The 15,378-nt window shown below is 60.3% G+C and carries 14 protein-coding genes; 2 read left to right on the forward strand and 12 right to left on the reverse strand.

Annotated features, from left to right (window positions below):
* Positions 1-21: 21 nt before the first annotated feature.
* The 12 genes from JYG37_RS18260 to JYG37_RS18315 form a co-directional block, all read right to left on the reverse strand.
* The gene (locus tag JYG37_RS18260) at positions 22-1,416 is read right to left on the reverse strand and encodes an APC family permease (protein WP_176015409.1); all 1,395 of its coding nucleotides are present in this window, start codon (positions 1,414-1,416) and stop codon (positions 22-24) included.
* A gap of 878 nt (positions 1,417-2,294) precedes the next feature.
* Positions 2,295-4,271, reverse strand: coding sequence for a phosphoenolpyruvate--protein phosphotransferase (ptsP, locus tag JYG37_RS18265; RefSeq protein ID WP_213345689.1), 1,977 nt, complete (start codon positions 4,269-4,271; stop codon positions 2,295-2,297).
* A gap of 48 nt (positions 4,272-4,319) precedes the next feature.
* On the reverse strand, positions 4,320-4,697 hold the full coding sequence (locus JYG37_RS18270) for a PTS glucitol/sorbitol transporter subunit IIA (RefSeq protein ID WP_089489194.1): 378 nt from the start codon (positions 4,695-4,697) through the stop codon (positions 4,320-4,322).
* Positions 4,698-4,716: 19 nt separating this feature from the next.
* Positions 4,717-5,733, reverse strand: a complete 1,017-nt coding sequence (srlE, locus tag JYG37_RS18275) for a PTS glucitol/sorbitol transporter subunit IIB (protein WP_050011226.1) — start codon at positions 5,731-5,733, stop codon at positions 4,717-4,719.
* A gap of 44 nt (positions 5,734-5,777) precedes the next feature.
* Positions 5,778-6,332 carry a PTS glucitol/sorbitol transporter subunit IIC gene (gene srlA / locus JYG37_RS18280; RefSeq protein WP_062885851.1) on the reverse strand — a complete coding sequence of 185 codons (555 nt, stop codon included), beginning with the start codon at positions 6,330-6,332 and terminating at the stop codon, positions 5,778-5,780.
* 83 nt (positions 6,333-6,415) lie between these two features.
* Positions 6,416-6,832, reverse strand: coding sequence for a transcriptional regulator GutM (locus JYG37_RS18285; protein WP_050011227.1), 417 nt, complete (start codon positions 6,830-6,832; stop codon positions 6,416-6,418).
* Between the two features lie 160 nt (positions 6,833-6,992).
* On the reverse strand, positions 6,993-7,736 hold the full coding sequence (locus JYG37_RS18290) for an SDR family NAD(P)-dependent oxidoreductase (protein WP_213345690.1): 744 nt from the start codon (positions 7,734-7,736) through the stop codon (positions 6,993-6,995).
* Positions 7,737-7,748: 12 nt separating this feature from the next.
* Positions 7,749-9,059 carry an acetoin dehydrogenase dihydrolipoyllysine-residue acetyltransferase subunit gene (locus JYG37_RS18295; protein WP_213345691.1) on the reverse strand — a complete coding sequence of 437 codons (1,311 nt, stop codon included), beginning with the start codon at positions 9,057-9,059 and terminating at the stop codon, positions 7,749-7,751.
* A 1-nt stretch (position 9,060) separates the two neighbouring features.
* Complete coding sequence (locus JYG37_RS18300; RefSeq protein WP_283813175.1) at positions 9,061-10,062, reverse strand: alpha-ketoacid dehydrogenase subunit beta; 1,002 nt, start codon at positions 10,060-10,062, stop codon at positions 9,061-9,063.
* Positions 10,049-11,077, reverse strand: coding sequence for a thiamine pyrophosphate-dependent dehydrogenase E1 component subunit alpha (locus JYG37_RS18305; RefSeq protein WP_249746008.1), 1,029 nt, complete (start codon positions 11,075-11,077; stop codon positions 10,049-10,051). The genes JYG37_RS18300 and JYG37_RS18305 overlap by 14 nt, the downstream gene beginning before the upstream one ends.
* Positions 11,078-11,087: 10 nt before the next feature.
* Complete coding sequence (locus JYG37_RS18310; RefSeq protein WP_050011230.1) at positions 11,088-12,416, reverse strand: NAD(P)H-dependent oxidoreductase; 1,329 nt, start codon at positions 12,414-12,416, stop codon at positions 11,088-11,090.
* 387 nt (positions 12,417-12,803) lie between these two features.
* Positions 12,804-13,685: a sugar-binding transcriptional regulator gene (locus tag JYG37_RS18315; RefSeq protein WP_226238130.1), complete on the reverse strand. Its 882-nt coding sequence runs from the start codon at positions 13,683-13,685 to the stop codon at positions 12,804-12,806.
* A 185-nt stretch (positions 13,686-13,870) separates the two neighbouring features.
* Between JYG37_RS18315 and JYG37_RS18320 the strand changes: the two genes are divergently transcribed.
* Both JYG37_RS18320 and JYG37_RS18325 read left to right on the forward strand, forming a co-directional pair.
* On the forward strand, positions 13,871-14,716 hold the full coding sequence (locus tag JYG37_RS18320; RefSeq protein ID WP_124630513.1) for a hypothetical protein: 846 nt from the start codon (positions 13,871-13,873) through the stop codon (positions 14,714-14,716).
* A gap of 23 nt (positions 14,717-14,739) precedes the next feature.
* Positions 14,740-15,327 (forward strand): hypothetical protein, encoded by a 588-nt coding sequence (locus JYG37_RS18325; protein ID WP_124630514.1) that lies wholly within the window; start codon positions 14,740-14,742, stop codon positions 15,325-15,327.
* Positions 15,328-15,378: the final 51 nt, after the last annotated feature.

Below are 15,378 nucleotides of genomic sequence, written 5' to 3' on the forward strand. Positions count from 1 at the left end.
CCGCCCCGGTCGCTCAACGATTCAGTCCTTGTGGCTGCGGCCGAGTCTTTCGAAAATTTCCGGGCGCAGGTACTTGAAGTATTGTGCCAGTGCGATGCCGACGAGCAGCACACCAATCAGGCAGTAGAACATCCACACGTACTGCCCCGGATCGCCACCTGCCAGAACATCGAAGTGCTGCGCGATCAGCACGACGAGCGCGATGAAGAACACCGAGGAAATGGCGGGCGCGACCGCCGACTTGAAGAAGCTGACGCCCTGGTGTCTGCCGCTCCGGCCGTACCATACCAGCGACGAGATGCTGACGATGGCCATCAGAACGACGATCCCCGACGTACCAACTCCGGAGAGTTGCCCGTACAGCAGATCGGGCTTGGCGCCCATCGCGATGAAGGGGATCAGCACACAGAGCACCATCACCGACACCGTGATCGACGCGAGATAGGGCGACTCGTGCTTCGGATGAACCTTGCCGAGGAATCGCGGCAGCGCGCCGTCGGTGCCGAGGTTGTGCATGTAGCGGGCCAGCACGTTCTGCGTGGACAGCGCCGATGCGAACGCCGACGTCAGCACCAGCAGCGAGATCACGACATGGAGACGGCCGCTGACGAACTTCGAGAATGCGTCGGGAAACATTGCGGCAGGGGTCTTGGTAGCGATGTCCTGGACATGCGACCCATAGGCCATGATCAGCGCATACGCACAAATGGTATAGACGACGCCGATGAAGATGACCGCACCATACGTGGCTACCGGAATCGTCCGGTCGGGCATCCGGACTTCATCCCGGAACAGCGCGGTCGCCTCGAATCCCATGAAGAAACCGACGATGAACAGTACCGAGAACGGCACGCTCGCGCTCTTCGACAACTGGCTCGGCGCAAACGGCGCGGTTGCCGAGATGTCTGCCGCCCCGCCCTTCGCCAGCACGAAGAACGAGAAGATGAGACATACCGCGATCTCGAGCAGCATGATCCACGTCAGCACCTTCGCCGACAACTCGACATGCAGGTAGCTGAGGATCCCGCACGCCATCCAGCATGCGATCGTCGGGATGTACCACGGGAGCACGGCGCCGGTCGTTTCATGAAGGAGATCGGAACAGGACACGCCGAAGAACGACGTCACCCCGGCGAGCAGCAGAAAATACGACACCGCCGCGAGGATGCCCGAGCCGAGGCCTGTCGACTTCCCGATGCCGAAACTGACGAATGCGTAGAAGTCGCCCGGGCGCTTGACGATGTTGTTGAGCGTCACGTAGCCGACGGAAAAGAACAGCAGAACGATCGTAACGACGACGAACAGGATCGGACTGCTGACGCCTCCGAACATCAGCGCGAACGGGATGTAACCGGACACCGTTGTCAAAGGTGCCGAGAACGCGAGCACCATCAGCGCCAGGCCGATCGGCCCCATGTTTCCGGATAACTTTTTGGGTGCAGATTCGCTCATGCGAATCTCTTGCATGTTCATCTCCATCTCCGTCCCACCTCCGTCATTATGTGAATCTTCGCCATACGAAAACACTGGGAAATGCAGCAACGACTGGTATTTGTCGGTTTATTTCGCTACATTTGTCTCACGATTTCGCTTCAAGAAGCTCTTTGTTCACGGCAAGTGAAACGATCGTCCACCTCCAAATTGAAGCGGTCCAATTGCGATTCGCGATTTGCGCTGATCGCCAAAATTTATCAACGCGACAGTAGGCCGGCCCTGCGTCCGATACTTGGCCACGCCGTTCGTCGCAATCGCCGTGAATCTGTTGCGCATGCCGTCACCCGCTGTCAGACAGGGCTGTAGCGATGGCAACCATCTGGGAGGTAATACAAGGCAAAATGACGATCAGGGATCACGCGGACATCGCCCGGGATGCCTGACTGAAACGCAGCTGGGGTGAGAGACCGCACGCGCCGGACGCTGGAAAACCGATTCAGCGCGACGAGCAGCCTCGCGGCTCGTCGCGCGTTCTTGATACACACCGCCCGACTGGACGAGCCGTGGAAGGAAACCAGGCAATTTTGGAGAAAGCTCGACGGCTTTCGGGTGTGAAGGCTGCGCGTGTTCGAGAAGACCGGACGGCAGTTCCATCCGGTAAAATCGCCTCCTCGAATCGCGCCGTGTCGGCCGGTAAGCAGCTCGGGAGGCATAGCGAAATTGCCCGACAAGACCGGATACCTGCGCGGCGAGACAGGTCGCCCGCCCGTCCGTGTATCAAACCTGGCCCGCGAAGCAGTGGCAAATACGAATCTTGTGGATCGTCGATGCCACGCTCCTATCGTTCTCCGATCCGGAAATCAGAGTTCCGTCACGATTTTTTTTGCACGCAGTATCGAGTTTGGACTCATACTGAGTTCGTCGACCCCCAAGTTCACGAACACGGGAATCATGTTTGGCCGGGACGCAGCCTCACCGCACACGCCGACACTGATGTTCGCCCGCTTCGCCGCGTCGCACACCATCTTGATCGCCTGAATGACAGCCGGGTGCTCGGTCCTGTAGAGCGAGGCAAGGCTGGGATTCATGCGATCGACGGCCATGATGTATTGCGTAAGGTCGTTGGTACCGATCGAGAAGAACTCGACCTCCTGCGCCAGTAAATCGGCAGTGAGAACCGCAGCCGGCGTCTCGATCATGATGCCGAGCTTTGGAACTGCAAACGGCACCCCCGCGTCGGTGAGTTCCGCAGCGATGCGCTCGATGATCGCCTTCGTACGGCGAACCTCGTCGACATCGTCGACCATCGGCAACATCACGCAGATGTTTCCGTGCGCGGTGGCACGCAGTAGCGCTCGCAGTTGCGGCTCGAACACTTCGGGGCTGTCAAGACACATCCGGATGCCTCGCCACCCCAGAAATGGATTCTCCTCCTTCGGGAAGCGAATGCCCGGCAGCGGCTTGTCGCCGCCAGCATCGAGCGTCCGAATGATGACAGGCCACGGGTGAAAGCGCTGTGCGAGCGTGGCATAAACTTCGTATTGCTCGTCCTCCGTAGGCACGCGCTGATGGTCCATGAACAAAAGCTCGGTACGGAATAGTCCCACGCCCATCGCGCCGGCTTGCAGGGCCGAGTCAAGTTCCGACAGAGAACCCATGTTCGCGGCGATCAGTATCTTGCGTCCGTCGCGCGTGGAGGGCTCGACGCCCCGGTAAGCAAGGAGCGCCGATTGCTGTTCGCGCTGCGCGTCGATACGGCGCGACAGTTCCTTTTCATGCGCGTCGGAATGGTCGAGCCAGACCTCCCCGGTCGTACCGTCAATCGATACACGTGCGACCGATCGCAGCCTGTCTTTGTCGATCGGCAGACCCAGAACCGCCGGAATGCCATGCGAGCGCGCGATGATCGCAACATGAGACGTCGCACTGCCGGATGTGCAGACGATCCCGAGGATATTGGCGAGGTTCGCGCGTGCCAGATCCGGCGCGGACAATTCTTCGGCAAGGATGATGCTCGGTACGTCGAGTTCTCGCAGCGACTTCTGCTGCTTGCCAAGAAGCACGGCCACGATCTCGCGCGTCAGGCCGCGAATGTCGTCGGCGCGGCTGCGAAGATACTCGTCCGTCATCGACTCGAACGCGAACGCCAGATCCTGCCCGCATTTCAGCGTAGCCGCTGCCGCGCTCCACCGCGTTGCGATGAGCTCGCGGATCGTGCCCGCATAGTCGTCGCTCCTTGCGACATCGGCGATCGCCTCGATGATCTCGTTTCCCATCGTCCCGTCGCCCGGCTCGAGCATCGCAGCCAAAGTGGACTCGAGCGTCGCGGTGAATCGCATGACCTCGTCTGCTACCTCGTGTTCCGACACGAACTGGCGATCGACCATGAGCTCGTCACGCACATACGCGAGCGCACTGCCGAACGCCAGGCCTTCACTCGCCGGAACACCTCTCAGTGCGCCCGGAGAATCAGCATCGTCGGCGGATCGCACCACAGCCATGTGTTCGAACGCTCGCGGAGCCGTCGCTGAGCCGTCCGACCCGCGATGGCCGTCTGGCACGGTGGCGCCCTGCACGATTGCGCTGACATTCGACAGAAATTGCGTCAACCTGTCGAGCGCCTCGCATTCGTCTTCGCCGTCCGCTCGGAGAAGTATCTGCTCGTCCTGCTTCACACCTAGCAACATGAGCTTCACAGCGCTCTTCGCGTCCGCCCATGCATCGCCTCTCCCGATTTTCAGCGCGCTATTGAACTCCTTCGCGAGCTTGGCGAATTGCGTCGCGGGGCGTGCGTGCAGACCCTCGTGTACCTTGACAACAACCTGAGTTTCCAACATGACGATGCCTTTTCGTATTCCGTGGATGACGATTGACGTCGGCGCGATTCAGGCGTCAACGATCTCGATGACGGCCCCTTTCTGCATGCTCTTGAAGAGCCGTTCACAATCGACCATCGACGCACAGATCTCGCCTGGGCGCTCTGCCGAATGGGCTCCATTGAATGTGATGACGACATGGCCCAGTTCGCTCACCTTGTTCCAGGCCGTCGGCCCCACTGCGGTCACGACCGCGGAAATTTCACCGATGCGCAGCACGGAACCGATACGCGGCGCGTGGCTGTGCGCCTGCTCTACGCGGTGAAGAACCGACACCTCTGCCAGTTCGGAAGGCGCGCCATCCGAATACAAAATCAGCACGCCACCTTCGAGAAGGGACTCCACCTCTTCGCCGATACTGGAAATGATTGTCTTGTAGTAATGCATGCGTGACCTCAAGATGTTTTTAGAGAGCAAAGCTGACCACCCAGGCGATCAACACCGAGACCGGCCCCATGATCTGGCGGCTGATCAGTACGGCCGGCACGCCGACGCGAATCGTCTCCGGTTTCGCTTCGCCGAGTGCCATCCCGACCGGCACGAAATCACAACCGACCTGGGTGTCATACGCGAACAGCGCCGGCAGCGCCATATGCGGCGGAATCGTGCCATTGCCGATGGCCGGCCCGATGATTGCCGCGCCGATGACCTGCGCGATCACGGCACCCGGTCCGAGTACGGGCGACAGGAACGGAAGACCGCAGATCGCCGACAGGATCACGAGCCCGACGATATTACCGGCCAGCGGCGAAAGCAGATGAGCGAGCCCGGTCCCCACCCCGGTTGAATTGATCACGCCGATCAGCATCGTCACGAACGCCATGAATGGCAGCACGTTGCGAATAACGGTATCGATCGACTTGCGCCCGCTCGTGAACAGCACGTTCACGACGCCACCCATGCCGCGGCCAACCGAAGTGATCATCCCGACGAAGCCGCCATGGCTTGCCCCGGTTCGCGGTTCCGCCGGCGACGACGTTGCGGCGGATGAGGTGTCGCCGTTCGTCACGGCGGCGCAATGCGCGTCGGCGTTCGACGCGTCGTCGTCAACGGACCGCAAGCTGTTCAATTCGACGCCGGACACGTAGATATCTTCGGTAATGAACTGCGCAAGCGGGCCCGACTGTCCAACCGGACTCAGATTGATGGTAGGGATGCGCTTTCGCGGATATACGCCGCACCGCGCGGTTCCCCCACAATCGATCACGACAGCCGCGATTTCCGATTCGAGCGGCGGATTGCGAAAACCGTCCACGACCGTTGCTCCGGTCAGATCAGCCAACCGCTGTGCCACCTTCGGAATATCTCCTCCGGTCACGGCTACGATCTTGTTGCGCTCCACCGTCGGTGCGATGACGAGTGGGCCGCCCCAGCCGTTGGCCCCCTTTCGTACCTCAACCGCCTTGTACGTACGCGCATCCATTTCGTTCTCCTCCAGGTGATTTCTCGTGTTTTATCGTGTCGAGTTCAAAGCGTGAGGCCTTCGCGCTTCGCGATCATGCGGGTGATCGCTTCGGTCAGCACCCCTTTCAGGAGATTGACGAAAAGGCCGACGCCCAGGTAGAAGAGCGCGAGTTTCGGCAATGAGAACGGTGCGGCATGGGTTTCAGCGAGCTTCGTGATACCTGCTGCCACACCAAGCCAGACGAAAAGCTCGCCCGGATTGCAGTGCGGAAACAAGCCCGTAATGGGGTGACACAAGGACACTGCGGAATCGTAGAACGCTGGTTTGTGACGCTCTTCAAGGAAGACGCCGAACGTGTAGGCCATCGGATTGGTCAGAAAGAACATCGCGAGCAACGGCAACAGCGAATATCGCGTCACGATGTTCTTCGAAAGGAAACGAGCCAATCCCTGAATCCGCTGCTCGCCCACTAGCGCGATGATCGTGTAGACCGCGGTGAGCAGCACAATCAGTGTCGGCAAAATACCTGTAACAAAGCCGACGAACGTCTTTCCGCCTGCGTTGAATACACCGATAAATGCCTCGGCGGCATGAGTAAGAAAATCCAGCGGATTCATGGTTGTCTCCTGATGAAGTTGTGATGTGCGACAGATGCGTCAATCAAAACAGTGCCGCGACCTGCGTGCTGTACGGCGTTCGTCTACTCAATCACGGCACCGATAGGACGGTTCGCGTTCGCGGTTCTGCAAGCCATGTCGAGTGCGTTGCGAAGCGCGTGCCTAAGACGAGGTGCAAGCGCCAAGGACTCCAAATTGTGTTGAAACTCGCCGATCGACCCGCCATTGAATCCGGAAAGCGCCTCGAAACGAGCGAACACAGTCAGTCCAGACATGGCCAATACTTGTCTGACAATGCAATCGTCACCGATGACGACGATCGCAACTGCGCCGCGCCCGATCCGCGGCTTGAACGTCCCCACGCCGAGAAAGCCGTCGCCCCACGTTCGCGCAGTCTTTCTGAGCGTGTCCCGGTAGTAGCGCATATGGGCCCACCCGGCGATGAGCTGCAGCGCCCACGTAACAGCCAAGGCCAGTAAACCGAACCGAACGAGTTCCATTGCATGTCTCCTGCCTCGCACGAACTGCTTTAACAAACGAGACGAATCCGGCGGTTATTTCGCGCCGCCATTTTGAACAAATGTTTATCGCAATAATACAATTGTTCAATTTCAGGTAAATACGGGAAAACGCGACACGAAACCCGCAGCAACGATTCTTCTAACAAAAACCCGAATTGACCTCGATCGGGAACACGAGACCCGAAATGTAGTGTGACGCCTCCGAAGCCAGGAATAGAGCGGCACGCACTGTGGCGGACAAGCCGTCATCTCGCCTCGGGATCGACGGCAGCGGTGTCGACTGCAGCAGCACACCGTGTGAGGCGCGGCGAAACTCGTCATATGAGGGTACCGTTGGACAGACGGCATTGACACGGATTCCGTCACCTTTCAATCGCTGCCCCATTGCTTGGGATAGCTGACAGAGTGCCGCGGCACAGGCGTTCTGCCACGGCACGCACCAGGAATCCGCTTCGGCAGTTGGCGCGATATTGACGATCACGCCTCGCTTGACTCGCCGATACTGCAAAGATGCGGCATGGGCGATGTAAAATGCAGCCTTGACGCACTCGGCGTACGCGTGATCGACCTCTCGTTCGTGAATCTCGAGATCGTTTCCCGCATCCAGGCGCGCGCAGCCGTTATGGACGACGATATCGAGTCTCCCGAATTCAAGCACGGTCCGTTCAACCAGATCGACCGCACGCCGCGCCGTGAAGATTTCCGCCGGCGTACTGTCGACATTCGCTTGACAGTCTCCCGTATCACCCACCAGTTCGAGAACGCGTGCCCGCTGCGTAAGTACCGTTGCGCCGGCGGTACGCAACGCACGGACCACCTCGTCGCCGATGGGGGATGATAGCCCCGTTACCAGCGCGATCTTGCCGTCAAGCTCCAGGTTCATGTATGGCTCCGCCTACCGTGACAGTTGCTCGCCGACGATACCGACCACATCAGCCAGCGCTTCGACGTGCGGCAAATGACCGACGTCTGCGAAGCGGTGCTGCGCAATCCGGCCAGGCAGGCCGTTCGCGTGCGTAATCGAAATGATCTTATCCGACGCCCCCCAGACGACGCGAACAGGCATCGTCAGCGACGCGATGGCTTCTCGCAGATCGATCTTCTGCCGGCCGCCCGGAAAAAACGTCTCCGCGATTGACGCAAGCGTCACACGTTTTGCCTCACTCGACAATTGCTGCTCCGCCGTCGCGATGAACGCTTCGTCGATCACATCGGGACGCGCGACCAATTCCCGCAGCCATGGCGTAAGACTGGTTCGATCAGCAGCTTGCGTCAGCCCGCGCAAGAACGCACCGTTGCATTCGGTGCCCAGCCCGGCTGGTGCGGCCAGCGTCAACGACGACACATGCACCTGGCGCGACGCGCTCAACGCGATCGCGACAGCCGCGCCGAAAGAATGCCCGACGAGGTGGCAGTTCGCGACATCTTCGGCCGTCAGCGTAGCGCCGATCGCGTCGACGATTTTCTCCAGCGATGCGGCAGCGTCGGCCGGCGATTTTCCATGTCCGGGCAAATCGATCGACAGGACACCGAGATTCTTGGCAAGGCCGGCGTCGCGCAATGCATTGAAGAACGGGCGCCAGCTATTCGCCTCGGCCCCGAATCCATGCAGAAACACCAGCGTCGCGGGGCCGCCTCGCTGCAGCCAGACCCGATTGAGCGCGCCTTGCTGGCTCGCGCCGGCCGGCACTTCACGTGAACCACCGTTGCCGACGGCGACGGCGCGCACGTCATTTTCGACGATCCGGCCATGCGGACCGGATCCTTGCAGGCTGCCCAGGTCGATTTCGCTTTCGCGAGCAGCCCGACGAGCGGCGGGTGTTGCGCGAATCCGGCTATCGCCGATATCGTCCGACGATGCCGCGGGTGCGACGTCCGCGCGACGATGGACCGAGGGTCCAGCCGCGGCGTCAAGCTCGGCAACGCCTGATGCTGTTGTGCCGGCGTCCTGCTCAATGACGGTCTCGCCATTGGCATAGATCCATGCGATGACCGTTCCGACGGGGACCGTATCGCCGACGCTGGCGGTAATCTGCCGCACCGTGCCGCTCGCCGGGGCCTCCACTTCCATCGTGGCCTTGCTGGTCTCGATGTCGAAGATCGGCTCACCCTGTTTGATCGCGTCGCCGTCCGTGACATACCAGGCCGTAATCGTGCCCTCGGTCATGTCCATGTCGACGCGGGGAAGGATCACTTCGGTCGCCATCTCAGCCCCTCCGACCAACGATATGCCGAACCGCCTCGACGATGTCGGGCACCTGCGGCACGGCAGCCTTCTCGAGCTGCGGGTTGTAAGGCAACGGACAATCCGCGCCGCCCAACCGGACGATCGGTGCGTCCAGATAATCGAAGGCGTCGCTTTCGCAAACGATCGAAGCGATCTCGGCGCCTATGCCCAGTTGCTGAACACCTTCGTACACACATACCAGACGCGAAGTCTTGCGGACGCTGGCGATGATCGCCTCGCGGTCGATCGGCCGGATGCTGCGCAGATCGATCACTTCCACGTCGATGCCTTCCTGTTGCAGCGCGTGTGCCGCTTCCAGCGAACGCACGGTCATGATCGAAGTCGCGACGATCGTGACATCCCGCCCCTCGCGGCGAACGACGGCCTTGCCGATCGGCTCGACATAGTAGCCCTCCGGCACGATGCCCTTGCTCTTGTACAGGAGCTTGTGTTCGAAGATCATCACCGGATCGGGGTCCTCGAGCGCGGCAAGCAGTAATCCCTTCGCGTCATGGGGCGTACTGGGTTGCACTACCTTCAACCCAGGAACGTGCGCGAACCAGGCCTCGAGGCTCTGGCTGTGCTGCGCTGCGGCGCCTGTCCCCGAGCCGGCGGGAAAGCGCATCACGACCGGCACCGAGACTTCACCGCCCAGCATGTAACGCATCTTCGCGGCCTGGTTCACGATTTGTTCCATCGCAAGCGTTGCGAAGTCCGAAAACTGGAATTCGTAGATCGGCCGGCAGCCGGTCATCGCCGCGCCGACCGCAATGCCGGCGCCTGCCAGCTCCGCGATGGGCGTGTCCATGACACGTTCCGCACCAAAGCGCTGAAACAGGTCACCGGTCACCTGGAACGCACCGCCGTAGACTCCGATATCCTCGCCCATCAGGAACACGCGCTCGTCTCGCTCCATTGCGATGCCCATTGCCTCATGAATCGCCTGAGCGTAAGTCAGTTCGCGCTGGTCACTCATGGTCATTCCCCCCGTTCTCCGTATATACATAGCGCGTCAACTCGGCGATGTCCGGTGCCGGGCTGTTCTGCGCGTAGTCCAGCCCCGCCTTGATTTCTTCCTCGACTTCCGCGTGGATTGCTTGCGCCGCTGCGGCGTCGATCAGTCCAAGCTCCACCAACTGCCGCTCGAATTTCGCAATGGGATCCCTTGCGCCCCAGGACTCGATCTCTTCGCGGGTGCGATAGCGGTTCCGGTCGCTCTTGGAGTGGCCGCGAATGCGGTATGTCTCGCACTCGATGAGTGTCGGCCCCTCGCCTTTTCGCGCACGCTCGATCGCGCCTTCAGCCGCCGTCAGCACGTCGCCGAAGCTGTTGCCGTCGACAGTTACGCCGGGCATGTCATACGCAGCCGCGCGCTGCGAAATCCGACTGACGGCCGTCGAACGTTCGACCGACATCGACATGCCGTACCGGTTATTTTCACAGACGAAAATCACCGGCAGCTTCCAGATCGCGGCGAAATTCAGCGATTCATGGAACGCACCTTCATTGTTCGCGCCATCGCCGAAAAAACACACGACAACCGAGTCCTTGCGCCGCTTCTTGATCGACAGCGCCGCGCCGACCGCGATAGGCAAGCCCCCGCCCACGATACCGTTGGCGCCGAGATTTCCGCGGCTCACATCCGCGATGTGCATCGAACCGCCCCGCCCCCGACAATACCCTGTCTCCTTACCGAAGAATTCGGCGAACATGCGTTTCGGATCCGCACCTTTGCCGATACAGTGGCCGTGTCCCCGATGCGTCGACGTGATGTAGTCCTCATCGGTGAGGAGCATCGTCATCGCGATCGCGGAGGCTTCCTGCCCGATGGACAGGTGCATCGTGCCGTGAATCAGGCCGCGCATGTACGCCTGTTCCGCACTCTCCTCGAATCGACGCACGAGTTGCATCTTTTTCAGCGCGTCACGCAACGCTTGCGCGGAGACGTGCCGATAGACTTCGGGCATTCCTTCGATCTTCTCTGCAACGAATCCCATCATCCTCTCCTCAAGCGGCGGCACGCGCGCCACGGACCATCTCGTCCTGACGCTGGCGCAGTTTGACAATCGGTGCGTTCGCGTCGACCGCGGCGTTCTGGTACGTCAGCAATTCGCCCTTTCGGATTGCTTGGGTGACGATGCCGCCTTCCAGCAAGCCGCATGGAACCGCGCGCTCCGCAAGCGCGTCGTCCGCCGCGATGGCCCACGCGCGGTACGTGAATTCGCCGATCGCGTCGAGGCGGTCACCGACTTTCAGGTCTCGCTTCGCCACCGCGCAAACCTCGACCACCGGAACGGGGAGCGGCCGCATGTCGGCTTTGCCGTACAGGACAGCGCGCGCGCAGCTGAGCGGTACTTCGAGGCTCGTCAGGTGATACGGGCGATAGAACGTGTAATACGGCCCCTTGCCGAGCTTGAGGTCTGCCATGCGCTCGCGCAGGCGAGGATGTGCAAGTTCGGCAACGACGAACACCCCGGGCGCGACGCCCTTTCCGATGGTGTAATCGACTACGCCCTTTTGGGTGAGGATCCCGCCGTCCGCCACCGGACAAAGCACCTCATGCAGTTGGTCGAGCGTGGCCGCGGGACCGTGCATGCCTGCCACATCCGGAATCAGCCCGGTCGCATTTCCGATCGCCGCCATTTCGACCGCGGTCTTCGAACCGTCGACAAACTCCACCAGCATGCGCGGATTCATGTTGCGCGCCTTGGCTTCCGCCATGTAGTCGTCCGGTGTCGCGTCGATATTCAGCGGGTTGTTCTTGCCCTTACCCGCGGCGACGATCGGATAACCGAGCGCGCTGACGAAATCGATCAACTCGATCGTCGAGCTCGGCTCGTCGCCGGCGCCGAGCGTGTACACCACGCCCAGCCGCTCCGCTTCACGACGCAGGTATGCGCCGATGGTCACATCGGCTTCGACGTTCATCATCACGAGATGCTTGCCATGCTCCATGGCCAGCAGCCCGATCTGCGCGCCCACCGCCGGTTTGCCGGTCGCATCGATAACCACGTCGATTTGATCGTTGGTACAGATCGCATTCGAGTCTTGCGTGATGGCGATCGATCCGGCCTCGATCGCCTGCGAAATCCCCGAGCCAGTCTCGACGACGCGATAGCCGTCGTCCGCCTGATTGGCGACTCGAACCGCTTCGCATGCGGCGTCGACACGGAGGTCCGCGATCGCGCCGATCTCAAGACCTTCCATTTGCCGGACCTGGGTCACGATGTCCGTGCCCATTTCACCGGAACCGATCAAGCCGATTCGGATAGGTCTGCCCGATTGGGCGCGGGCTTTGAGGTCGGCCGCCAGGCCGCTGGGAATGATGTTGAGCATCGACGATGTCTCCTGGATAGTGACGCGCGCTTGCGCAGGCATGTGCCCTTAACCCGCGTCTGCAACCTGGATCGCCGCGACGTTCAGTGCACATTTGTTTTTTACAATATCACTTTGTTCACAAAAGGTACAAGCAACCGAGCGGCAAAAAGAGCGCATGTAGGGTTATTCCTAGCGCATGGAAATTTGGGGACGGAAAGAGGGGGAGCCGCGCCAAGGGCTCGTTGAGGCGAGCGACAGCCCGGCGGCGGGCACTGATACGGAAATTGATGCAACGCAGCATCACTGCCGTCGCTGCGAATGGGGGAGGTGCGAGAGCGCGCTTCTCTCGGCAATGGGGACGAGCGCGGAGTACGGAAAGGTGACGGGGACCTTTCCGCGCGAAGGTCAGTCCGCTAGTTTCAGCAAGTCCGCTGCGGCGTATTGATCGGTGATCAATACGGACGGTCGCAATAACCTCAGAGCCCCCCCGAGTGCCGGCACCTTGCTGACGCCGCCCGCTGCAAGCACGCGCACCGGTACTTGCTTGACGATGTCGAGCGGCACGGACATCACACGCTCGTTGATGGGATGGTCAACCAGTTGTCCGTTGGCGTCGAAAAAGTTGAAGAGCAGATCGCCCACGGCACCCGCCTTGATCACTGATTCGCGATCAGCATCGCTGATGAACCGCGATCGGTGCGCCGTTGCCTCCGGGCCAGTGCCCGCAGCGCCGAGCACGACCGCATCCAGGGATCTCGCCAGATCGAAAATATCCCGGAGGCCGCAGCGCTCGATGAGCGTGCGCCGGGTCTCCGGGCTGTCGACCACCAACGGCGCGGTCATCAGGTAGCAGTCCGCCTGATACAACGTCGCGAAACGCCAAGCGAACTCCGCCGGGTTGAAATGTCGGGCTTTCATGATGCCGCCCAGCAGTGAAACCACCGAGACGTTTTCGACGGGACGCTCACCCATGTACGACAGCGAACTGACAAGGGTGCGCCCCCAACCGACGCCGATTTTCATGTTCGACCGCACCATCGACGACACATATTCGCCAGCAGCCGCGCTCACTGGCGCGGTGGCATCCGCGTCTCGCGCTGACAGCGGTACGACGATCGCTTCCGCGATCCCGAATCGCTCCTCGAGTTGCCGTTCGAGATCCACGCATTCGACCAGGCGATCCCCAATCGAAATTTTTACCTCGTTTCTCTCGCGCGCAGCCGCCAGCAGGCGCACGACCGTCACCCGACCGATGCCGAGTTTCTGCGCGATCTCGTGTTGCGTCATCTCCTCCACGAAGTACATCCACGCCGCGCGCAGCCGCAGTCTGCGCGCTGGGCTTTGTTCGTCGATGGCCTCTTCTCGGTGCTTGGTTCGGGCTCTCGGCACGCTTCCTCCCCTAAATTAACGTGATCAATGACACTGAACAAATGTGCTATCTTAACTTCAAATGTTTCAGTCTCGAGGCAGCCATGGAACCCAAGTCATTGACGCCATCGCACATCGTCCAGGATCTCAGTCAGGTTCGCCTTGCATTGATGGATTGTGCGCGGCAACTTCGATACGCGGCGCGAAACGTCCCCGGCTCTGGGTCCGATTCTCAGCGAACCGCTGCCCGCCGCGCGAACTTGCCGCCGTTGCCGCAATTTCTTGGCTCCGTCGGCCATATCGCGGACACACTGCTCGAAACGGCCGAAACGTATGCAGGTCATGCGATTCCCCCACTGCAGGATCATTGGAAAGCGCCTGTCAGCTTCGACGGCGGCCTGGAACGCATCATTCGCGAATCCGCGGATACAAAGCTGATCCGCCACTGCTCGGCACTTTATTACGCAGCCGCGAAGCGATTCATCCTGCACGCGGGTGCGACGGACGTCCTTATATTTGAACACCGCATCAATGACGCATTCAGCAGCCTGCGCGGCGCGCACAACGTGTTGAAAGGCATAGCGGAAATCCAGGCCGAGGCGTCGCTGGATGAATTTTCCGACGATATCTGCCGCGCGTATTCCCGGCTCACGTTATCGCTCATCGACCGCCATCCGATTCGAAGCGCACGATTCGATGAATTGCCGGATGTCGTCGCGCCGTGGTGGCTGGTATCCGAGCCGAACGTATATGTTTTTCTATTACTCGGTATCACCGGGTGCGCAAGAATTGTTCAGCCTGCAGCGCTTCCGTCCGATCCCGACACGCTGCTTCGTTTCGCGGCCGATCTCGTAGGCGCGTCCGAGTCGCGAATTCGAGCGGCATTGCGATCGAAAAATCCGGACGACGCGATGCAGCGCGAGTTTTCCCGAATTGTCAGCTACCTGTGAAGTCAATGCGCCGGAGAAGCATCTTGGTAGACGAACACGAACCGATCGCAAGGTCCATACATCGCGTATGGCCGGCTCTCGCCAAACTGTCATCTTGCAGACTGCTTCTTCAGCAGTATTGCGACGACTACTCAAAAAATTCCGGCGTGTTGCTCGAGCTCGATGATCGACAGTTCACACAAGCGTTCGTCGCGTGGACTCAAATCCTCGAAGACAGTGAGTTTTACCTACACAAGAACGCGGCTGACTATTTCCAGTTCTGCATCGGCGCGCTGCTCGCCGAACTATTGAAATTCAAAGCCGTCCGAGACACATCGGTGACCATCATTCCACATAAGAAACCGAGCAGCGAAATTGCAGACTGGTGGCCGACCGGATTCGCACTGACTCATTTTTGCGTTGAGCTCGTCAAAAAAGTATCACGGCAGGAATGTGGAAAAGTCGTCGAACCGTCCGAAAAAATCGGACAGCTCAAGATCTGGCAATCGTATCGCGAGAATTTGCTCGAAGAGCCGATGCTGGCCATTGCATATTTCGACGACTTCATGGGCATAACGCCAAACTGGCGCACCCCGTACTATGCTGGTCACCGCACGGCAGGGATCGATTGATTCGTTTGTGAATCGTGCAGTGCGCGCACGTCTACGGCGCACTGCACGGCT

Source organism: Burkholderia sp. LAS2 (genome assembly GCF_018417615.1).
In the GTDB taxonomy this organism is placed as follows: Bacteria; Pseudomonadota; Gammaproteobacteria; order Burkholderiales; family Burkholderiaceae; genus Burkholderia; species Burkholderia sola.

Bases quoted from the DNA above. Each gene is read 5' to 3' on its own strand.
- JYG37_RS18260 (WP_176015409.1), bottom strand. From the start codon at position 1,416: ATGGGGCCGATCGGCCTGGCGCTGATGGTGCTCGCGTTCTCGGCACCT.
- ptsP (WP_213345689.1), bottom strand. From the start codon at position 4,271: ATGTTGGAAACTCAGGTTGTTGTCAAGGTACACGAGGGTCTGCACGCA.
- JYG37_RS18270 (WP_089489194.1), bottom strand. From the start codon at position 4,697: ATGCATTACTACAAGACAATCATTTCCAGTATCGGCGAAGAGGTGGAG.
- srlE (WP_050011226.1), bottom strand. From the start codon at position 5,733: ATGGATGCGCGTACGTACAAGGCGGTTGAGGTACGAAAGGGGGCCAAC.
- srlA (WP_062885851.1), bottom strand. From the start codon at position 6,332: ATGAATCCGCTGGATTTTCTTACTCATGCCGCCGAGGCATTTATCGGT.
- JYG37_RS18285 (WP_050011227.1), bottom strand. From the start codon at position 6,832: ATGGAACTCGTTCGGTTCGGTTTACTGGCCTTGGCTGTTACGTGGGCG.
- JYG37_RS18290 (WP_213345690.1), bottom strand. From the start codon at position 7,736: ATGAACCTGGAGCTTGACGGCAAGATCGCGCTGGTAACGGGGCTATCA.
- JYG37_RS18295 (WP_213345691.1), bottom strand. From the start codon at position 9,059: ATGGCGACCGAAGTGATCCTTCCCCGCGTCGACATGGACATGACCGAG.
- JYG37_RS18300 (WP_283813175.1), bottom strand. From the start codon at position 10,062: ATGACCATGAGTGACCAGCGCGAACTGACTTACGCTCAGGCGATTCAT.
- JYG37_RS18305 (WP_249746008.1), bottom strand. From the start codon at position 11,077: ATGGGATTCGTTGCAGAGAAGATCGAAGGAATGCCCGAAGTCTATCGG.
- JYG37_RS18310 (WP_050011230.1), bottom strand. From the start codon at position 12,416: ATGCTCAACATCATTCCCAGCGGCCTGGCGGCCGACCTCAAAGCCCGC.
- JYG37_RS18315 (WP_226238130.1), bottom strand. From the start codon at position 13,685: ATGACGCAACACGAGATCGCGCAGAAACTCGGCATCGGTCGGGTGACG.
- JYG37_RS18320 (WP_124630513.1), top strand. From the start codon at position 13,871: ATGGAACCCAAGTCATTGACGCCATCGCACATCGTCCAGGATCTCAGT.